The organism is Erythrobacter sp. 'gip.4 top 5', from assembly GCF_056495765.1.
In genome coordinates this window covers 1,420,296-1,440,992 of the sequence record NZ_CP200270.1, presented here as the reverse complement: position 1 = coordinate 1,440,992, position 20,697 = coordinate 1,420,296, and the positions used below count along the sequence as shown (strand labels likewise).

The following is a 20,697-nucleotide window of genomic DNA, read 5'->3' as shown; positions in this document are numbered from 1 at the left end:
GATTGCCATGAGTCTAGATGGTTTGCATCGTGGGCGCCAAACAAATCGCGTATGGTAAGTCTCGCTGCCCTGCACGGCGATCTTCGACACCCGAACACAAAATGGGCCCGCTTTTTCAAGCGAGCCCATCGGGAAGGGTGACACAATTGTGCCTCGTATTGCGTCACGCCTTCGATGCTGATCAGCGTTTCCTTTCAGCGCCTCACCAAACCCACTTGTTGCAGATTTAGCAGCGCCGAAAGGTCGCTTTGCCAAACGTCGGCCGAATTAACGGACGCGACCGCGGCGAAACAGATTGATCACTGCAAGCAGGATCAATGCGCCGACGAATGAGGTCAGCAACGACATAATATCAAACGATCCGCTTGTGATCGGAGCACCGCCAAGAAGCGGAGTGACCAAGAAACCAGCGATCAAAGCACCAACAATGCCGACGACAACGTTAAGAAAAATGCCTTGCTGCGCATCAGTCTTCATAACAATGCTGGCAAGCCATCCCAGAATGCCACCGACGATAATAATAATAATCAGATTCATTTACCATCTCCTGAGTAAGTACGATGGATAAGCTGATCCTGAGAACATTGTTCCAAACGCAACTGCGATATTTTTTCTTACTTCATATTTTTGACGGCTGCTTTTGCCTTGAGCTTTGGCAAATTTGTCAAGCCACGGCAGGGGCGTTGCGCGTGTGGCCAAACGTAAAATAAAGATGCCCTCACCGAGCGTCTCGGTGAGCGCAAAGTTGAGGGGGCACTGCGGGTCAGTTGCAGATGCGTCGAGTATAAGAGCAACCGCACGCAAATGTTTCACATCGATGGAAAATTTTTTAGAGCGTTATAAACGCACAGCTTTTCTGTGGGCCGCCATCAATTTCACGTGACTGCGCGATCAGCCAAGGGTCAGGAAGAAATCCTCACGCTCCCGCCTAAGCCGTGCCGGGGAAAGGTTTTCAAGTGCGCCCAACTCCCCGCGCAATGCCAATGCCAGCCGCTTGACCGCTTCGTTCGGATTGCGGTGCGCGCCGCCGGTGGGTTCATAGACGATGCGGTGGATGACGCCGAGCTTGAGCAGATCGCCCGCTGTCACCCGCATCGCCTCGGCCGCCGTCGCGGCTTGGGACGCGCTGCGCCACAGGATCGACGCACAACCTTCCGGCGAAATCACGGAATAGACCGCATGTTCAAACATCAGGACCCGGTTCGCCGCTGCCAAGGCGACTGCGCCGCCCGATCCGCCTTCACCGATAATGACCGCGATCAGCGGCACGCCAAGGCTCAAGCACGCCTCGGTCGAACGGGCGATCGCCTCCGCCTGCCCGCGCGCTTCGGCATCGACGCCGGGGAAAGCGCCAGGCGTGTCGACCAGCGTTATCACCGGTAGGCCGAAGCGGTCAGCCAGTTCCATCAGGCGGATCGCCTTGCGGTAGCCTTCGGGCCGGGCCATCCCGAAATTGTGGCGCAATCGGCCCGGCGTATCCTCACCTTTCACATGGCCGATGACCACGATCTTGCGTCCTTCGAAGCGGGCGAAGCCGCCGATGATCGCCTGATCCTCGCCAAAGGTTCGGTCCCCTGCAATCGGCAGGAAATCCGTAAACAGACCCGCCACCAGCCGCTCGAACCGGGGTCGCTGCGGATGGCGGGCAACCAGCGTGCGCTGCCACGGGGTCAAGCGCGCATAGGTGTCAGCCAGCAGGCGATCAGCCCGTGTCGCCAGCATCCGCGCCTCCTCCGTGCCTTCGGCATGGGCGGAAAGCTCCGCCACATGCCGGTCGAGCGCCTCGATTGGCTTTTCGAAGGGCAGATACTGGATCACTGACGCCGCCCCGGCCTCAGACCGTCATCGACATGCCGCGATAGATCCGCGCACGGTACCGCGAATCCTCGGCATCAGGCAGTGGCGCGCCGAGCAGAAGCACGGCTCGCGAGAAGCGCCGCACCTCTTCAAGGTGCTCATCAAGGTCGCGGGGTTCTTCGGATTGAACTCGGCGGGTCAGATTGATCTGGTTGACCGGCACATCGTGCACCAAACGCTCGTTCTCCACCGCCAGCGTTGCGGTGAAAGCGTGCAGCGTGGTCTTGATGAAATTGGCCAGCGCAAAGGCCGGGGACTTGTCACCCATCGGCACATCGGGCGATGTCAGCACTAACTGGCAATCGTCATAAAGCGATGCACGGCGCGACACGCGAAAATGGTGGGTGAGATTATCGGCCACCACCGTGCGGAATTCGTCCGGGGTGAGTGGATCGTCTTGCCCGAACAGCTTACCCGGCAGCGCGGCAAAGGGCGTTGACAGGATCGTGGTCGGCTTGCCCCACAAGGTCAGTGCTTCGTCCATCGCAGCTTCGATGTCGGTGGTCTTCACCAGCGACGTGAGCGAGGCAGCAGTGTCGGAATCAAGCTGCGACTTGATCGCCGCAAAGCCTTCAGCCGTGCGGGTGATCAGCACCACGTTGGCGACGTGCGCGTCCTCAATGAAGGCGCGTGCCGTTTCGGCGAGATAATCGGTAAGATGTTCGCCGATGACCCACACCGTCCGTCCGCGCATCTGGTCGAGCCGTTCCTGCTTTGGCGAGCCGAACAACTCGCGCTCGGTCGTCGACCGCTCCACGGAGAGACCGCCCGAAGGCATGAAGGTCTCACCACTGACCGCCCGGTCAGCCAGAAAGAACACCGTCGCCTGCGCAACGTCGTGCTCGGTCGGCATCTTGCCAAGATAGAGTTTGGACAGAACGCCTGAACCGACCTTGCCCGCTTCCACCGCGATCTTGTCGGCGGGCAGGAACGGCGCGTCTTCGGGCGGCACGCGCATCAGCCAGTCAGCATCGGCCTCGGGCGTGGCGGGCCGATCATTCCATTCGGGCGCGTCAAGGAACAGGCCGGCCTGGCGCAGGCGCGACACAAGCGCTGCAGCGATGGTCGGCGTGAAGAGGTACTGATCCCAGGTGCAGGCACCATCGCCCTCGCGCGCGCACGCCAACGCCAGGTCGCGCAATTCGCGCGGGTTGTTGGTGTCGTGGCTCATCTTGACGGTGTCATTGCGGGCCAAGCGCGCCAGCACCGCTTCAACCCGCACGCCGCGCCGGATTGCCTTGATCGCGGCGGCGTGAACAGCGTTCAGCCGCTTGTTCTCAAGAATCAACTTGCCGCGCCGTTCGAACAGGCCGGGCTTGCCGCCGGTGCCAGACAACCGATCCCCATCGACCGGGCCGGGAGCAATCGCATTGAACTGCACTTCAGGTCCAAGATAGCGCGCCATGCTTTCGACCATTGCACGCTGGCCAGCCTTGGACACCGCGTAATCGGCGCGGTTGGGATAGGCTACCGCCAGATATTTCTCGCCGCCGAAATAGGACGAGACGTTGAGGATATAGCCCGATCCTTGTGCCTTCATCAGCGGCGCGACGTGATGCATCAGGAAGTAGTTCGACACCAGATTTGCATCGAGCGTGTAGTTCCAGGCATCGACTCCCATGTCGACCACCATGTCCTCCGCGCCCGCAACGCCTGCATTGTTGATGAGGTAGTCGATCCGCCCGAAGGCCTTCAGCGTCGCATCGACCGCACCCTTGAGGCTTTCGAAATTGCTGACATCAACGTTGGCGAGGGTCTGCACGCGGCGTTCGACACCGGCAAAGCCGATATCCTCCAATTCACTGACGATCCGCGCACGGGCGACAGCGAGTTCACTCTCGCGCCGGGCGACCATCATCACTTTCGCGCCCGCCAGCGCGAGCAGCCTTGCAACCTGCCCGCCGATCCCGGCCGAACCGCCAGTGATCAGCGCGACCTTGCCCAGATGCAGGCCGGTGATGTTTTCCGAGAAGCCCGGCATCGCCTTGCGCGCACCGGTGGCTTCACCGATGTTGGCGGGGACATAGAGCGTGATCTCGCCAAGCTTGCTTTCCTTCAGCAGGATGCGCGCAGCGTGTCCTGCGGTGAAACGGATGTTCTCCGCCTCGGTATTGGTGAAGCGGACGATCTGGTTGCCCCATTCCGCCTGCCGACGACGCCCGTGGGCGGTGTCGATCTCGGACTCGTCGCGCCAGATGCGGATCAGTTGTTCGGTCGCTGCGCGCAGGATGTGGCCATAGACATCGCCCTTCCCATCACTCGCGTGGCTGACAAAGACGAAGCGCGGGGCCTGCAGCAGATTGTCGTGGCGCTTCCAGTAGCGGCTGAGTGTCCGGGCCAGCGCCATGTTGCCTGCCAGTTCGGCATCCATCAGCGCTTCGACCACGCTATCATCCGCCTCGGTGATGGCACCTGCCAACTCGCCCGCGCTGAGGGCGGGCAGGAACAACGCGCCGCTGACGGGCGTGCCGGCCTTGGTGTAATCTTCCAGCGCTTCTTCCATGCCCGCCGGGTCTTTCCGACTGAAGCGGATGATCGCCAGCTTGTCCGAAAGACCCATCGCCTTGCAGCGCTTCTCGGCGATAGCAACGTCGGCGGCGCGTGGCAGGCCAAGCACAACCTCGGCCCCGCAGGCGAGTTGCACTTGCGCGATTTCCAGCGCCTCATCGAAATTGTCGCCTGCTGCGATCAGCACGGAAAGACCGGTGCCGTCCATCGAGCGCATCGTTGGGCGCGCAAGGTACGTCGAGCGCTGTTCCTTGCGCACGCTCATCCCGTGGGTCACTTCGAAGTCGTGACCATTGTAGGCCGCGCTCTCGTCACTGCCGAGAAACACGCAGGTCGTCGCGATATCGGTCGGCGTGGGGAAAGTCTTGGCCTTGTCGTTGCCGCCAGTCGCCCGTTCCAGGCTCATCATGTCGAAGAACTGCGTAGCGGTGGTACCAGCCTCGTCCCCGCGGGCCGAGTCCATCGCGGCGAAGACATTTCGGATGCGCTCGCTCTCAATCGGACCGGGATAGACGAGATTGACGCGGATACCCTTGGGGCCGAGCTCAAGGCTGAGTTCACGGCTCCACGCGTTCATCGCCGCCTTGGGGACGACATAGGCGGCGCGCGCATAATAGGGCGTGCGGCTGAAAATGGTCGAGACGTTGATGATCGAGCCGCCTTCGGGGATGTGCTCTGCCGCGACCCGCGCAACGTTCCACGCGACACCGAAGATGTTGCGCAGCGCGTCGCCTACCGTTTCGCTATCGGTCGAGCCTTGTTTCTGCAGCGTGGCCAATTCATCGGCGGAGAGGGGCAGGTTTTCAATCGGCTGCTTAGGGCCTGCGCTCCCGGCGTTGTTGACGAGGATGTCGATCCTGCCGAACTTCGCGATCACTTCGGCCATCGCGGCGCGCACCGAGGCAATGTCCCCGCCATCGAGCGCCACAGTGGTAAGCCGTGCCGGATCAGCTCCGGTAGCTTCAAGCAATGCCGTAGCGGCGGCCTGCGTGCGGTCCGGCGTGCGGCCCGTCATCACCACGGTTGCACCTTCTGCAAGGTAGTGCGTGACGATATGCCCGCCAAGGTTCCCCGCCGCACCAGTGACGACCGCGATCTTGCCGGCCAGACGGCCAATTGCGGACTCGCCCGTTGCGGACGCAGGGGTAGCGGCTTTCGACTTGGCCATAGCTCGGCTCCTCATAAAATTGCAGCGAATCACAGTTTCGCTTGCCTGATTGTTCAAACCCTGGGGAGGAGAGCGCAGAACGTTTCAATTATTGCATTGCACGCGTCAAGCCTCTGGTTCGGCAGAACCTTGCTCCGCGCCCGATGCGGCCCACGCTTCGAGCAGCCCATCACGGCTGCGCAGGCCCATTTCCGGCAGTGCGTGGTTGACCACATAGGTCGAACCTGTGTGGCGATTGTCCCACATCGCCTGGTGCGCTTCGGGCAATCCATCCCACGGAACGACTTGCGGTTCGGTCACTTCAAGCAGCCCGGCTGCGATCATGTCGTTCATCCGCGCCACTTCGTAGGCATTGCAGAGGTGCGTGCCGAAAATGTTGGCGGTCGGCATCAGAATCTTGCGCTGCCGGGTCCAGACCTGCGGAGCGTAGAAGGTGAAGCGCGAACCTGCCAAATCCTCAGCAAAGATTACCCGCCCGGTGAAGGGTTTTACCAGTGAGGTCGAGATTCCCAGCGTGTCCTGCCCGGCCCGTTCGAACACCAGATCGGGGTTGCCGCGCGGATTGTCGGAGGAGCGCAAAATCTTGCCCACGGCCGAGCCAAAGGGCTTCATCACCCGGTCCTGATAATCGCGCACCGCCGCCTTGAAGACCTCGATATCGGCTTTGGCATCAGGCAGACGCGGCATGGTGTCGGGCCACAGGAAATTCGCGCCTTCGCGCCGACGGATGGCTTCAAGGCTGACGATCCCTTCGATCGCGTCTTCCAGCCCCAGCGATTGCAGGAACTCGCGCTGGCCATCGGTGGTGGTGGCGATCACCGAGCGGGCGTTGAACCGGCGTGCGGCTTCGATCATTTCCAGACCCGTCTCGTCGAGCAATTCCTTGCTGCCCGGCCCATAATAAATCAGCACCGCTTCACCGCCGCGCAAGGCGGCACGCCGCAGCATCTCTTCGGGCGTAGCCGTTCCCGGCTTGCCCATGAAGCTGAAGTGATAGCCGGACGAGGCACCGTAAAACGCCAGCGTACCGCCCTCGGCCAGCAGCTGGAACGAGCGCGGGAAGGCCGTTTCGCCTGCATGGCTGACGACATAATCGGCCAGCTTGCCGCCATTGAGCGCCTTGTAGGCCTCCACGAGCGGCGCGCCTGCGGCCTCCCAGCTTTGCGCTTCGGCCTTATCTTCCGGCACCACGCCGTAAAGCCCGGCGAAACGCGCATCCTTGCGATTGATCGCACCGACTGCGCCTTGCACATCGGTGATGAAGCCGGCGCGTTCTTCCGAGGACACAAGGCCTGTCACCTGCAATCCGGTGCGCACCGACGAGCGCAACGCATCCAGTCCCGTCCCCGTCGCCGCACCTTCGACGAACAGCGTCCGGCCCGGCGCGATCTGAAGCGTGGTGAACAGGCAACGTGCGATGGTGCCCAAGTTCAGCACATAGCTCCCTGCCTGCTCCAGAGTCAGGTCAGGCGGCACCTTGTGCATCTGCGGCGCCTGCACGGTCAGGAACTGGGCATGGCTACCAGTTTCGGTCTCGTAGCCCTGGATCGAGAAATCGGCATACATCGGATCATTGCCAACCAGCGGGCTGAGCAAATCGTTGGTGCCGGAATAGACCGTCACCAGATCGCCGACCTTGATCCGCCCTTGCGCCCGCGTTTCGGACCCCAGGGCCGCGACCAGCGCGATCCCGCCCGATCCGGTGATCTGCACGTCTTCCTCATGGCTGTCGAACGGGGAAACCGGAATGCCGGTCAGCGCCCAGATGTCGTTAAAGTTGACCTCGCTGGTCAACATATAGAGCAGCGCCTCGTTGGGTGCAGGCTCGGGCACCTTGACGATCAGCTCCTTTTCGTGGCTCGCAGGCGGACCGAAACGCGGATGCCCGGTGTCGGGATCGCGGGCGATTCCGAACGCATATTGATGGCCCGGGATCGGCGTGACGCCGGGGTAGAAGGGCGCGCCCACGGGCAGAAGATCGCCTGCTTCCTCAAGCGCCTGTGCGCGCATCTCGTGCTCCGCATCGATCCACACGCCATCGCGTCGCACCGGGAGCGGCGGGGCAACCTTGTCCATGAATTGGCGGATGCCGGTCTTACCGCCTTCGGGATCGACGATCGCATCGGCAAACAGCGCCGCTTCGCGGGCCAAACCTGCGGTCATCCCCTGCTCAAGGCCGACGCGCACCGCTTCCAGCGCCCGCTGGCCCGCGCCCCCGCGCCCGGCCCAGTCAAGCTGGCGCAGGATGCGCTGGAGGAAATCGTCTGCCATCACCGCGTCGAGCGAAACCTCCGCCGCCGTGTCCCAGCGTTCCGCTGCTGCCTGCCGTTCAGCAAAGGCTGCGCCCAGCGGGCTATCCTCGCCATGTTTTACATAATCGCGCACCGCCGCATGGGCCGCTGACAGCGCATCCGCCGCGCCGTCCACCAGTTCGTCGACAAAGCCAATGGCTTCGGCGGCTTCGGCATCGATGCTACGCCCGCCCAGGATCAGGTCCATCGCATCGCGCAAGCCTTCTTCCCCGCGCCGGTCAATCAGCAGCCGCGGAAGGCGCTGCGTGCCGCCGTATCCGGGCAGCAACCGCAGGCGGATTTCGGGCTGACCGAACCGCGCCACCGGCTCGGCAATGCGGTAATGGCAGGCGAGCGCGAACTCCATGCCCCCGCCCAGCGCCACGCCCTGCACCGCCGCAACGCAGGGCTTGCCCATACGCTCGATCGTGCGGAAGGCGAGGTGCGCGTTGTTAGGCAGCACCAGCGCTTCTTCGCGGGAGTGAATTTCCTCAAGCATCTGGCGAATGTCCGCCCCCGCGACGAAGGACGACGTGCCCTGCCCGGTGAACACCACCGCGGCGACGTTCGGATCGCGGGCCAGCGTGGCGGTGACCAGCACCAGCTCGTCAATCGCGCGCTCGTTCAGCGCGTTGACTGGCGGGTTGGTGACGGTGACGGTCGCCACCTGCTTGCCCGGCGCAACCGTGTTGTATTGCACGAGGAAATAGCGGTGCCGATCAAACAGCGCCTGTTCGTCCGACAGGCGCTGCTTGCGCTGCCAATCGCCGATGACAGAGCGCAATTCGTCCAGCGCTTCCGGGTTGCGCAGCGTGGTGACGTCTCCGACATCATCGCCCACCACCAGCGCGCGCACCATACGGCGCATATACTTGCCCGAGCGGGTTTCGGGGAATTGCGAAACTTCGATGAAGTCTGCAGGCACCGCGACCGCGCCTTTCTCGGTGCGGACGAGATCGAACAGCCGGCGCTTATCCTCGATCGTCAGCTTGCGCCCGGCAACCGGCACGACGAAGGCGAGCGGGGTCAGCCCCTTTTCACGGTGCGGTGCGCCAACCACCAGCACATTGCCGACCGGCGAATCGGGCGCAAGCGCCTTATCCCGCAGCACCGCGCCTTCAATCTCCTCGGTCCCCATGCGATGGCCGGAGACGTTGATCACATCATCGCTGCGCCCGTGGAGCGAGAACGATCCATCTTCGTGCTGGATCGCAAAATCGCCCTGGGTGTAAGCCCATGCACCCTTCCAGCGCCGCCAGTAACCGTCCTGCCACCGCTGGGCATCACCGCGCCATGCGGGATCAACCCGGCCATCATCGACCTTGAAGCCCGCAATATCGCCCCAGATCGTGCGGGCGAGATAGGGATAGGGCGCGGCGATGACGATTTCGCCTTTCTCGCCCATCTCCGCCCGGCGCCACGGCACGCCGCCATCGGCATTGCGCGCAAACGGCACATCGGACACCGCCGCTGCATCGGCATCCTCAATCCAAACGTCGCCCATGATCCACGGCAGCGGATAGGCGTGGGCATCGGGCCGCAGCGGGAAATCCGCGTTCCCGTACATATGCGTCCAGGCGATCCCGCCGTGCTCGGTCGCCCAGTAGGAGTTGATGTAGCGCGGGGTAACGTGCTCCATCCCGTAGGCCTGCACGCTCGGGCTAACCGGCTCGGCACAAAAGGTGGCGACGCGCAGTCCGTCCATGTCGTAGCGTTGCAATTCGGACAAGTTGTCCGGATCGGACATGATCGCTTTCAAGAAGGTGACACCTGCCTTGAAGATCGTGACATTGTGCCGCTCGATCATCGAAGCAAACCGGCCCGCGTGCGGGAACACCGGCGAACCTTCAGCCACCAGTGACGTGACGCGGGTCATCAGAGGCGCGCAGATCAGATAGCTTTGACCGGTGATCCAGCCGGGATCGGCGACCACGAACAGCGTGTCGCCAGGTCGCGCATCGAAACTCACTGCCATCGTCTCGGCCACGCCAGCGGCATAACCATGCGAATGGACGATGCCCTTGGGCTTTCCAGTGCTGCCCGAGGTGTAGATGAAAAACATCGGATAGTCGGCGTCGACCGGCATCGGCTTGGAAGAAGCCCAGATTGCGCGGACAAAATCCGCATCGGGCAGCGCTAGAAGATCAGCGGCGCTATCGACCGCAAATCCGGTTGTGCGCGCCTTTTCCAGCACCGCTTCCAGCGCGGCATCGGTCAGTTCGTGGCTCCAGCGATCACGCTCCTCGCGCCAGATAATGTCTGGCTGCGCGGTGTGGCGACATACAATGACCGCTTCGACACGCGGTGGCAGCGTGACGAGGCTGGAGGCAATGGCAATCCGCACCCGTGCGGCGTCAGCGGTGCTGATCCGCCCCTCGGCACCCAGCGTAATCAGCGCCCGGCCCACGCCGCGCATCACATCCGAACGATCCACCGTAATTTCGCCCGCCAGCGCCTCACGCACGGTCGCGATGATGGTGTCCTGATCGTCCTGCGGCAGTTCCAGTTCCAAGCCGCCAAGAATTTCCAGCGCGGTCGTGACCGACACGAAATTGTCGAGCGCCGGATCGGTGTAGGCGTTCTTGAACGCGGCAACCTGCGCATTGCGGTAGCTGCCATCGGACGTCACGATCACCCGTGCGCCGGTATCGGCGATGCGATCAGACAGGGTCTTGTCGGAGAAACCGCCGAACACTGCGGTATAGACCACGCCCATCCGCTTGGCCGCTTCGGTCCAGTAAATCTGCGGCATGATGTTGGGCATGTTGAGCGCCATGCGGTCGCCCGGCTTCAGGCCCAAAGCATCCAGCGCCACGGCGCACTTGGCGACCTCCAGCAACAACCGCTTGCGGCTGACCGTGAAGCAGTCGATCGGTGCGCCCTTGCCGCCAAGGGCTGACATGTCCCAACGGTCACCTTCGAACACCAGCGCGGCTTCATCGCCGTGGCCTGCCAGCACATGGCGATCGAGCTCGGAGAAAGCGGCATTGGTGCGCCCACCGACAAACCAGCGCCAGTGGGGGGCATCGGAGCCGTCAAATCCGGTGTGCCACGGCATGAAATCATCCGGCAGATCGGGGCTGACGGGGGCCGCCGTTGCGGCATCCCATCCGTGCCAGCCGCCGTCAGCATCCTTGGCGATCCACGCGCCCGCTGCGCCGACATCGCTGACAAACCAGTGCATGTTCCGAGCGGCAATTCCGCCGTGGAAGGCGCCGGGATCGGCCACAGCCGCAGACCGCATGGCGTCCCAGTCAGCGCGGTTGCGCACAGGATTGGTAAGCGCCGGCAGCGCATTCGCAGGCAAAGTATTCACAGAAATGATGCCATCCCCCATCGTCGCATAATCTCGAAGCGCGCGATCCCTGACGCCCGGCGGTCATGCATCAAAATTACACAGCAGCGCGCCTTGGGCAAGACCATGCCCTGGCGCGCCATCCTAACGATCTCGACGACCACTCATAGCGATAAAGCTACGCTTGCCAAACGGTTCCGCACCTTTTCGCGCAATAATCTGCTATCTGCTGGCAGATGGAATATGCAATTGTTAGCGGCGCCCGATTACCGTTCCCCTGCGGCAAGGGCGGGTCAGGCAGCGTTTGGTAAGCCAAGATCGCCGCAGGCAAACGGCATCTTTCCGCTCACCCACTGGTGCGAGCCGAAAATGCAATGCCCAAATCTGTTCTGACCAGCCGCGCGACAAGGAGCCGGAATGCTTCACGTGAAACATCAGCGAAAGCGGGGCTAAACCCACCTAGGAGGGGTCTGGAGCGGCCTAGCCGCGGCCGCGATAGGGGGCCACGCCCTGATCGGGCAGCCACAGATCGACCGGCGGCGCGCTGCTCTGCCAGAATACGTCGATTGGAATCCCACCGCGCGGATACCAGTAACCGCCGATGCGCAGCCATTGCGGGCGCATTTCCTCAAACAACCGCACGCCGATACCCACTGTCACATCTTCGTGAAAGCCGTTGTGGTTCCGGAACGACCCGAGAAACAGCTTGAGGCTCTTGCTTTCGACAATCGTTTCGCCCGGCACGTAATCGATCACCAGATGGGCAAAATCAGGCTGGCTGGTCACCGGGCAGAGCGACGTGAACTCCGGGCTGACAAAGCGCACCAGATAGGTCAGGCCCACCCGGGGATTGGGCACGTAATCGAGCACCGCCTCTTGCGGGGAGGCGGGAAGCGGCGTGTCGCGGCCCAGGAATTGCGGAGTGCCGGCTGGCGTTACGGCGGAGTTTTCGGGTGTGGTATCCATGCCGCGCTGTTGCCCCGATCCGTCGCCTTGCGCAAGCGTTGAACTGGACGCAGGGGCGCGCCCTTCCCTATGGCGACAGCGCAGGTTCACCCAGCACCCTGCACGTCGCCACCTATCTTGCCGCAATCCACCGCTTTACAGATCGCTATCGCGCCATGAACCGCCTGCCCGCTCTCCTTCTGGTCGCCCCGCTCGCGCTGGCTTCGCTCCCTGCCGCAACTTTGGCCGCGCAGGCGCAACCGGAAACCTTCACGCTTCCACCGGCAACCCCATCACCCACGCCCACGCCTGCCGGCCCGGCCGATGAAAGCGCTGGGATCGCAATTCCGCCGCGCGCAGTGCCCACGGCGACCCCTTCGCCGCGCCCGACGGCGGCACCGACTTTGGCGCCGGTCCCTGCCCCGACCCCCTCAGCGCGCCCGAGGCCGCTGGCTACACCGATCCTGCGGCCTCTGCCTTCGGCTTCGCCCACCGCCTCTGCGCCGGTCGCCGCTGCCGCCGATGAGCCCAATCCGAACGATACAGCCGCGCCGCCCGAGCCCGAACCGGCTGAAGTGGCACCGTCCAGCGATGCGCCTCCGCCGCCTCTCCCTGCTGAGGACATTCCTGCTCCTGCATCCGTAACGCCTGACAGCCGACTTAGCCAAACCACCACCTTGAGCTGGTGGCCGTGGGCCGCCGGCGGCCTTGCTGCGATGGGGCTGCTGGTCGGCGGCGCGTTGATCTGGCGGCGGCGCAAGCCCAAGGCGTTGCGTCTCGCCGCGCCGATTGCTGCAACCGGCGCCCCGCCGCCCGCCGCCGACCTGCCCCGGCTCGACCTCACGCTGGACGTCACCGGCGCAACCCGCAGCGTGATGATGTTCACGCTGCAATACCGCCTCACCATCGCCAACCGGTCAGAGCGAGCCGTCACCGATCTCAATCTCGCCGTTCACCTCGCCTGTGCGCGGGCAACAGCCAGCGAGCGCACGGGCAATGCCCCATCCCCCGGCGCGACCCAGGCCTTGGCGACGATCACGCGGGTCGGCCTGCATCAAGCGCGCAGCATCACGGGTGAAGTGCGATTGCCGCTGTCTGCGATCCAACCGCTGCGCCAAGGCAAAACCCCGCTGTTCGTGCCGCTGGTCCACATCACGTTGGAGAGTGCCGGGGAAAGTGGCGCCGATAATGGGGGGCAGCGCGCCATGACGCGCAGCTTCGTTATCGGCACGCCGAGTGCGAATGGCACCGGTCGCCTTCATCCGATCCTGCTCGATCAGCCGCCCGGCAGCATTGTCGGATTGGCGGCACAAGCCATCGCGATCCCGCCCTTTTCGGCGGCAGCATAGCGCGCCCTTGGCAGCGGGGGATTCCGCAGGCTAAAGCACCCGGCATGACCATGCTTCCTTCCGCGCTCGTATCGTGCCAGTGGCTCGCCGAAAACATGGATGCACCGGGGCTGGCGGTGCTCGATGCCTCGCATCACCTGCCCGCCGCCGCGCGTGATGCTGGTGCAGAGTTTGCCACCGGGCATATTCCGGGCGCACGGTTTCTGGGCCTCGCCAACCTGTTCGATGCCGGTTCCGCCGCGCCTTATGCCATGCCGACACCCGAACAGCTTGCAGCGCGCCTCGCGCTACTGGGGGTGGCACCTGAAGATTCAATCGTTCTTTACGATGACAGCGCGATCCGCACGGCGGCCCGCGCCTGGTTTGTGCTGACCGCGATGGGCTGGGACCATGTTGCCATCCTTGATGGCGGGCTTGGCATGTGGCGCGATCAAGGGCTCCCGATTGTGGGCGGCGCGGCGCAAAGCATATCTGCCCCTCCTGCGGCGCTCGCGCCGGCTAGGCGGGTGCGGACCAAGGCCGATATGCTGGCCAATATCACGGCTCCGCGTGAACAAGTGCTCGACGCACGCGGTGCCGACCGGGTTTACGGTACCGGTATCGACCCAGTTCACGGTGGACCCAACGGGCGCATTCCGGGCGCGCATAACCTGCCCTTTGGCGGCGTGCTGAACGCAGACGGCACCTACAAATCTCCCGATGAAATCCGCGCCGCGCTAACCGCCGCCGGAATCGACCTCAACCAGCCCGTGGCCACCACCTGCGGCAGCGGCGTCACAGCCAGTGTGCTGATGTTTGCGATGCACCTGATCGGCAAGGACGACACAGCGCTGTATGACGGCAGCTGGAGTGAATGGGGCGCCGATCCCGATACGCCCAAGCAGCAAGGCCCCGAGGCGTGAGTGGCAGCGGGGGCGATGACAAGCATCTGAAGCCCGCTACCCGGCTGGTGCGCGGTGGACGGCGCAAGGAATGGACCGGCCCGGTGGTCAATCCCCCGGTCTGGCGGGCCTCGACCCATCTTTACGAAAAAGATGCCGATCGCCAAGCGGCGGGCGACAACAATGCCGACGGACAGTTCTTCTACGGCAGGCGCGGCGCGCCGACGCAGTGGGCATTGGCAGAAGCGCTGACCCAGATCGAACCGGGCGCCCACGGCACGCAGCTTTACCCCAGCGGCGTGGCCGCGATTGCTGGGTGTCTGCTAGCGGTGCTGAAACCCGGTGACCGGCTGTTGATGGCCGACAACGCCTATGATCCTTCGCGCAGCATGGCGACCGGGCTGCTGGCGCGAATGGGGGTTACCACGACCTTCTTCGACCCGCGTGACCTGGGCGCCTATGCCGCGCTGTTCGCCGACCCGGTGAAAGCCGTCTGGCTTGAAAGCCCCGGAAGCCTCACCTTCGAGGTCTGCGATGTCCCCGCTCTTGCCGCAATCGCCCGCGAACATGGCGCGGTGAGCCTGATCGACAACACCTGGGCCAGCCCCTTGGGCTTCGCCGCGCTGGAACATGGCTGCGACATTGTGATGATGAGCCTGTCGAAACATGTCGGCGGCCATTCCGATCTGATGATGGGCGCTGCCAGCGCGGGCAAACGCTGGTACAACGCGCTGCGCCGTACAGCGCAGGATCTGGGGCAGGTGGTTTCACCCGATGATGCGGCGCTGGCGGCGCGAGGCTTGCGCACCATGAATATCAGGCTGGAGGCGCAGACTCGCTCGGCCCTCGCCATCGCAGCGTGGCTCGAACGCCGGCCGCAGGTGGCTCAGGTGCTGTGCCCGATGCTGCCCTCTGCCCCCGGCCACGCGTTGTGGGCGCGCGATTTCACCGGCGGATGCGGATTGTTCGCTGTCGTTCTGGCAAGCGACGATCCGGGCGCGGCCGTACGCCTTGCTGATGCGCTGGACCTGTTCGGGATCGGCTACAGTTGGGGCGGGTTTGAAAGCCTGGCTCTGCCGATCACGCCCAAGGTGCACCGCAGCCTGATGGCCTGTCCGACACAGGGCAAGCCCGCGATCCGGCTCGCCATTGGGCTTGAGGATACCGGCGATCTCATCGCCGATCTGGCGCAGGCGCTGGAGCGTGCGGCATGACGATACCGGCGCCGACGCCTGAATCCACCGCGACCGAAGGCGAGATCGCGATCGAAACGCCGGACGCTGACGCTTCGGCGATCCCGACCGACGCACCGTCTGCTTCCCCACCCGCGCCCCCCTCCCCTGCGCCGACCGAAATCGTCAGCGGCGCGGATACCGTGCGCGAGGATCTTTCTGGGCGCAGCGAGACGGTCGGCAGTGTTCTGGACCAGCTTGACAGCTTGGCCATCGCGGTCGGCGATTGGCGCATTTCCGCCTTCGACGTGATGTTCGCGCTTGTTGCCATCGTCATGGTGCTGGTCTTTGCAATCGTTGCCACGCGACTGACGCGCAGCGCGCTGCGACGAATAAGCGGCATCGATAGTACGCAACGCCTTCTTGCGGAGAAGATTGCGCAGATCGTCATCTGGCTAATGACCTTCTTTCTTGGCGTCGATCTGCTGGGCATCGATCTCACCGCGCTGGCGGTATTTTCCGGCGCCTTTGGCCTTGCCATCGGCTTCGGTCTGCAAAAGACCTTCGGCAACCTGATCTCCGGCATCATCCTGCTGATGGACAAGTCGATCAAGCCGGGGGATGTGATCGCAGTCAACGATCCGACCGGGCAGCAGACCTTCGGCCAGATCCGCAAGATCGGCATCCGCGCCATCTCGGTCGTGACCCGCGATGAACGTGAATACCTGATTCCGAACGAAAACCTGATGATCAATCAGGTCGAAAACTGGTCCTATTCCTCGCGCAATGTGCGGGTGCAGGTGCCGGTTGGGATCAGTTACAACGCCGATATGGTGCTGGCAGAAAAGCTGATGCTGCAAGCCGCCGAAAAGGCCAAGCGCGTGCTCGCCACGCCGCCGCCAACCGTGTGGTGGGGCGGGTTTGGCGACAATTCGGTCGATTTCACCATCCACTGCTGGATCAACGACCCCGAAGAAGGCGTGGGCAATATCCGCAGCGCGGTTCTAAAGAACCTTTGGGGCCTGTTCAAGGAACACGGGATCGAGATTCCCTATCCGCAGCGCGACATCAACCTGCGGGACAATGACCAGATGCAGGCGCTGATTGCAGCGCTGCAAAGCCGTGCAGCCCCACCGGCAGACCAAGGCGAATAGTTCCGCTTCGCTGCGGTCAAACCATTCTCGCTGGAACGGATCGGCGCGCTGCCCCATCTGTGCTGGTATGAAGCAAACTGGCACTATCTATCTTGTCGGCGCAGGGCCGGGTCCGGTGGACCTGCTGACCCTGCGCGCCGCCCGCCTGATCGAAACAGCGCGCGTGATCGTGCATGATGGCTTGATCGGCCCCGACATTCTGAGCCTGGCCCGCTCTGACGCCCGGCTCATCAGCGTCGCCAAACAGCGCGCCCGCCACACTTTGCCGCAAGATGAGATCAACGACCTGCTCGTGCGGGAGGCCCTGGCAGGGCATGATGTCGTGCGTCTCAAAGGCGGCGATCCGTTCATTTTCGGGCGCGGCGGCGAAGAGGCGGAAACCGCGCGCGCAGCGGGCGTCCGGGTGGAAGTTGTCCCCGGCATTTCCGCAGCCAATGGCGCCGCCGCCGCCAGCGGCATTGCGCTGACCCATCGCGATGCGTCCAGCATCGTCAGCTTCGTCGCCGGCCAGTGCAAAGGCCTGGCCGAGCAGAACTGGTCGGGCCTCGCAGGCAATGGCCGCACGCTGGTGATCTACATGGGCTTATCCACTGCGCAGCAGATCGCGGAAAAGCTGATGGCCGATGGTCTCGCGCCGGACATGCCCATCGCCGTGATCGAGAACGCCGCCCGCCCGGAAATGCGGGTGCTGCGCGGATTGCTCGCGGCCCTGCCTGATCTGGTGGAAGCCGAAGCGGTGCAAAGCCCCGCGCTCATCATCATCGGCGATGTGACGGCCCGCGACACCATCACCCTCGCCGCGCTTGCCAAGGAAGTCGCAGAATGAAAATCCTCACTGGCAACGATCTGCGCACAGGCGCGGTAACATGGTGGAGCGGCACCGGCTGGTCGCTGTTCGTCGATGACGCTATTGATGTCGGCGACGACGCCGAGGAGATCCTCGCCCGCGAAGTCGCCACGCGCCGGGTCAATGTACCCTATGCCATCGAAGCCTCCATCGACGCGGGCGGCCATGTCCGCCCTGCACACATCAAGGACCGGGTGCGCGCACTCGGCCCGACCGTGCGGCGCGATCTCGCCGTGCCGACCGCCGACAAAACCGGCTGGGACTGGGTGATCTGATATGTATCGATATGACCAATATGATCAGGCGATGGTGGACGCCCGCGTGGAAGAGTTCCGCGACCAAGCCCGTCGCCGCCTCGATGGCAAGCTGACCGAAGACCAGTTCAAGCCCTTGCGGCTGATGAACGGGCTGTATCTGCAACTGCACGCCTACATGCTGCGCGTCGCGATCCCCTATGGCACGTTGAACGCGGGCCAAATGGAGGCGCTGGCGACAATCGCGGAGAAATATGACCGCGGCTATGGACACTTCACCACGCGCCAGAACATTCAGTACAACTGGATTAAGCTGGAAGACGCCGCCGATATTCTGGCCGACCTTGCGAAGGTCGAAATGCACGCGATCCAGACCAGCGGAAACTGCATCCGCAATATCAGCGCCGATCACTTCGCAGGCGCGGCAGCGGACGAGGTTATCGATCCGCGCCCCTATGCCGAGCTGATGCGCCAGTGGTCGAGCTTCCACCCGGAGTTCACCTACCTGCCGCGCAAGTTCAAGATCGCAGTGATCGGCTCCGAGACGGACCGCGCCGCGATGCGCCTCCACGATATCGGTATCCGCATTGTGGAGCGTGCCAATGATACTGGGAGCGAAGTGGGCGCGCAATTCTATGCCGGTGGCGGCATGGGCCGCACCCCGATGATCGCCCCGCTGATCCGCGACTTCGTGCCACTCGATCAGCTTATCACCTATGCCGAGGCCTGCCTGCGGGTCTACAACCGCTATGGCCGGCGCGACAACAAGTACAAGGCGCGGATCAAGATCCTTGTCCATGAACTTGGCGCGGCGGAGTACACGCGGCAGGTCGAGGAAGAATTCGCCCACATGCTGACCGTGGGTGTCGAGTCTCCGCGCGAGGAACTGGCGCGGATTGCGACGTTTTTTGCCGATCCGGCATTTGTTGATGGGCCCAAGACGCTCGACCGTTCGGACCCCGATTTCGCGCTGTGGGTGGATCGCAACACCCATCGCCACAAGCATGACGCCTATGTCTCGGCCGTCATCAGCCTGAAGCCCGCAGGCGGAATCCCCGGCGATGCGACCGCCGATCAGATGCGGCTAATGGCGCAATTGGCCAAGCAGTATAGTTTTGACGAATTGCGCGTGATGCACACGCAGAATGTGCTGCTGCCCCACGTGCGCATCGCCGATCTGCACGCGGTGTGGAGCGCGCTCGATGCTGCTGGTCTCGGCAGTCCGAACATGGACACGATCGAAGACATCATCGCCTGCCCCGGCCTTGATTATTGCAGCCTTGCCAACGCGCGTTCGATCCCGCTGGCCCAGCGCATTTCCGAACGCTTTGCCGCGTCGGGCCGCACCGCAGAATTGGGCGAATTGAAGCTGAAGATCTCGGGCTGCATCAACGCTTGCGGGCACCACCATGCCGGCCACATCGGCATCCTGGGCGTCGACAAGAAGGGCACCGAGAACTTCCAGCTCTCGCTTGGCGGGTCGGAAGCCGAAGACGTCAGCCTCGCCAAGATCACCGGCCCCGGCTTTGACGAAGACGGCGTGGTCGCTGCGGTCGAAACGGTCACCGACGTGTACCTCGCCACCCGCACCGATGGGGAACGCTTCCTCGATACCTACCGCCGCATCGGCATGGAGCCGTTCAAGGAGGCCCTGTATGGTTGAAAACGGCCTCAGGACCGCCGCGTGTTCAGCGGCGGCAGTTCATTTCAACAACGTGATCGCGGGCAGCAACGCCCTGAACGGAGGCCGGGATGACCGATAACCTCGGCACCTCGCCTGACGAGGTGCAGTTCCGCTTCCGCGATGATGAGCCGGTCGATCATGGCACGGTGACAGTCGATTCCGCACTGGAACAGACCAACGCCAATGCTGTTCGAATCGAGCCGGGGGACGATGCGCGGCTGCTGCTGCCGTTTCTGGATCGCCTCGCGCTGGTGGAGGTCAACTTCCCCAGCTTTGGCGATGGGCGCGGCTATTCGGCAGCCCGCATCCTGCGCGAAGCGGGCTATTCGGGCGAATTGCGAGCCGTGGGCGATGTGCTGATCGACCAGCTTTCGCACATGCGCCGCTGCGGGTTTGATAGCTTTGCCCCGGACAAGCGCCTCGATGAAGACGATGCGGCTCGCGCCTTTGCGACGTGGGACAATGTGTATCAGCACGCAGCCGATGCGCGCCGAACGATCGCGGATAAGCGCCATGAAGCCTGAAATGACAACCACCAGCGAGCCGCGCACCCGCGATGCGCTCGATCTGGCCCCGCGCTTTACCGAGCATGATGCCGTGCGGCTCAATCGCCTTTTCCGGGGCGCCTCGACGCAGGATATGCTCGAAGCCGTGATCCGTGACGGATTGGCAGGCGATCTGGCCGTGGTTTCCAGTTTCGGCGCGGAAAGCGCGGCGCTGTTGCATCTGGTGGCGAGCGTTGACGCATCGGTGCCGGTTCTGTTCCTCGACACGGGCAAGCACTTTGCCGAAACGCTGGCCTATCGTGACCTGCTGGTGGAGCGCCTCGGTCTCAATCTCGTGGTGCTGACGCCGGATGCGGAAGAACTCGCAAAGCGGGACGAGACGGGCCTGCGCTGGTCCTACGACCCCGATGGCTGCTGCGAAATCCGCAAGGTCCGTCCGCTGGAAAAGGCGCTGGCGGGCTTCGATGCGACCTTCACCGGGCGCAAGTCCTTCCAGTCTGCGACCCGCGCCAATTTGCCGCGGTTCGAGGTGGATACTTCGGATGCGCAGGGACGGCTCAAGATCAACCCGCTGATCGATTGGGATGCGAGCCAGATAGAAGGCTATTTCATCGAACACGGCCTGCCGCGCCACCCGCTGATCGCGCAAGGCTATCCCTCGATCGGCTGCTCACCCTGCACCCACACAGTGAAGCCGGGCGAAGACCCGCGTTCAGGGCGGTGGAAAGGCTGGGACAAGACCGAATGCGGCATCCACAAGCCGGGCGAGGAACCGTTCCTCTAGTC

General features: G+C 63.4%; 14 protein-coding genes. 9 read left to right on the top strand and 5 right to left on the bottom strand.

All coding sequences use genetic code 11. From position 1 onward, the window contains the following. Positions 1–267: 267 nt before the first annotated feature. The 5 genes from ACRANW_RS06750 to queF form a co-directional block, all read right to left on the bottom strand. Positions 268–537 carry a GlsB/YeaQ/YmgE family stress response membrane protein gene (locus ACRANW_RS06750; RefSeq protein ID WP_479433762.1) on the bottom strand — a complete coding sequence of 90 codons (270 nt, stop codon included), beginning with the start codon at positions 535–537 and terminating at the stop codon, positions 268–270. 354 nt (positions 538–891) lie between these two features. Further along, positions 892–1,818, bottom strand: coding sequence for an acetyl-CoA carboxylase carboxyltransferase subunit alpha (locus ACRANW_RS06745; protein ID WP_479433761.1), 927 nt, complete (start codon positions 1,816–1,818; stop codon positions 892–894). Positions 1,819–1,834: 16 nt separating this feature from the next. Beyond that, positions 1,835–5,533, bottom strand: a complete 3,699-nt coding sequence (locus ACRANW_RS06740) for an SDR family NAD(P)-dependent oxidoreductase (protein WP_479433760.1) — start codon at positions 5,531–5,533, stop codon at positions 1,835–1,837. 105 nt (positions 5,534–5,638) lie between these two features. Further along, on the bottom strand, positions 5,639–11,095 hold the full coding sequence (locus tag ACRANW_RS06735) for an AMP-binding protein (RefSeq protein ID WP_479433759.1): 5,457 nt from the start codon (positions 11,093–11,095) through the stop codon (positions 5,639–5,641). 504 nt (positions 11,096–11,599) lie between these two features. Further along, entirely contained in the window at positions 11,600–12,085 is a 486-nt protein-coding gene (gene queF, locus ACRANW_RS06730; protein ID WP_479433758.1) for a preQ(1) synthase, read from the bottom strand. 38 nt (positions 12,086–12,123) lie between these two features. Between queF and ACRANW_RS06725 the strand changes: the two genes are divergently transcribed. The 9 genes from ACRANW_RS06725 to ACRANW_RS06685 all read left to right on the top strand — a co-directional run bounded on the left by ACRANW_RS06725 (position 12,124) and on the right by ACRANW_RS06685 (position 20,695). Beyond that, positions 12,124–13,413, top strand: a complete 1,290-nt coding sequence (locus tag ACRANW_RS06725) for a hypothetical protein (protein WP_479433757.1) — start codon at positions 12,124–12,126, stop codon at positions 13,411–13,413. A gap of 44 nt (positions 13,414–13,457) precedes the next feature. Continuing rightward, entirely contained in the window at positions 13,458–14,315 is an 858-nt protein-coding gene (locus ACRANW_RS06720) for a sulfurtransferase (protein WP_479433756.1), read from the top strand. Then, on the top strand, positions 14,267–15,508 hold the full coding sequence (metC, locus tag ACRANW_RS06715) for a cystathionine beta-lyase (protein ID WP_479433755.1): 1,242 nt from the start codon (positions 14,267–14,269) through the stop codon (positions 15,506–15,508). Before ACRANW_RS06720 ends, metC begins: the two co-directional genes overlap by 49 nt. Beyond that, positions 15,505–16,620, top strand: coding sequence for a mechanosensitive ion channel family protein (locus ACRANW_RS06710; RefSeq protein WP_479433754.1), 1,116 nt, complete (start codon positions 15,505–15,507; stop codon positions 16,618–16,620). The genes metC and ACRANW_RS06710 overlap by 4 nt, the downstream gene beginning before the upstream one ends. 67 nt (positions 16,621–16,687) lie before the next feature. Beyond that, on the top strand, positions 16,688–17,446 hold the full coding sequence (gene cobA, locus ACRANW_RS06705) for a uroporphyrinogen-III C-methyltransferase (RefSeq protein ID WP_479433753.1): 759 nt from the start codon (positions 16,688–16,690) through the stop codon (positions 17,444–17,446). Further along, complete coding sequence (locus ACRANW_RS06700) at positions 17,443–17,742, top strand: DUF2849 domain-containing protein (RefSeq protein WP_479433752.1); 300 nt, start codon at positions 17,443–17,445, stop codon at positions 17,740–17,742. The genes cobA and ACRANW_RS06700 overlap by 4 nt, the downstream gene beginning before the upstream one ends. 1 nt (position 17,743) lies before the next feature. Then, a complete protein-coding gene (locus ACRANW_RS06695) occupies positions 17,744–19,384 on the top strand; it encodes a nitrite/sulfite reductase (RefSeq protein ID WP_479433751.1) in 1,641 nt (546 codons plus the stop codon). Positions 19,385–19,473: 89 nt separating this feature from the next. Further along, a complete protein-coding gene (locus ACRANW_RS06690) occupies positions 19,474–19,929 on the top strand; it encodes a DUF934 domain-containing protein (protein ID WP_479433750.1) in 456 nt (151 codons plus the stop codon). After that, positions 19,919–20,695 (top strand): phosphoadenylyl-sulfate reductase, encoded by a 777-nt coding sequence (locus ACRANW_RS06685; RefSeq protein ID WP_479433749.1) that lies wholly within the window; start codon positions 19,919–19,921, stop codon positions 20,693–20,695. The genes ACRANW_RS06690 and ACRANW_RS06685 overlap by 11 nt, the downstream gene beginning before the upstream one ends. Positions 20,696–20,697 lie beyond the last annotated feature (2 nt).